The 510-nt window shown below is 62.0% G+C and carries 1 protein-coding gene; it reads left to right on the top strand.

Translation table 11 applies throughout. The annotated features are described in order from the left end of the window. Positions 1–510 (top strand): TCP-1/cpn60 chaperonin family protein (locus NKJ15_RS32935; protein WP_352819864.1); only part of this gene is annotated, 510 nt, incomplete at both ends.

Below are 510 nucleotides of genomic sequence, written 5' to 3' on the forward strand. Positions count from 1 at the left end.
CTTCCATCCTGCGCGAGGGCGCCAAATTCGTTGCCGCCGGCATGAACCCGATGGACCTCAAGCGCGGCATCGACCTTGCCGTCAGCGCCGTCGTCAAGGAAATTCAGGCGCGCGCCAAGAAGGTCAAGTCCTCAGCAGAGATCGCGCAGGTCGGCACCATTGCCGCCAATGGCGACACCAGCGTAGGCGCCATGATCGCCAAGGCGATGGACAAGGTCGGCAATGACGGCGTCATCACCGTCGAGGAGGCCAAGACCGCCGAAACGGAGCTCGACGTCGTCGAAGGCATGCAGTTCGACCGCGGCTATCTCTCGCCCTATTTCGTCACCAATGCCGAGAAGATGCGTGCCGAGCTGGAAGACCCTTACGTCCTCATCCACGAAAAGAAGCTCGGAAATCTGCAGGCACTGCTGCCCATCCTCGAAGCCGTGGTGCAAAGCGGCAGGCCGCTGCTGATCATCTCCGAGGACGTCGAGGGCGAAGCGCTGGCAACGCTGGTCGTCAACAAGC

Origin of the sequence: Mesorhizobium sp. M0207 (assembly GCF_040321995.1) — a bacterium.
Lineage (GTDB): Bacteria > Pseudomonadota > Alphaproteobacteria > Rhizobiales > Rhizobiaceae > Mesorhizobium.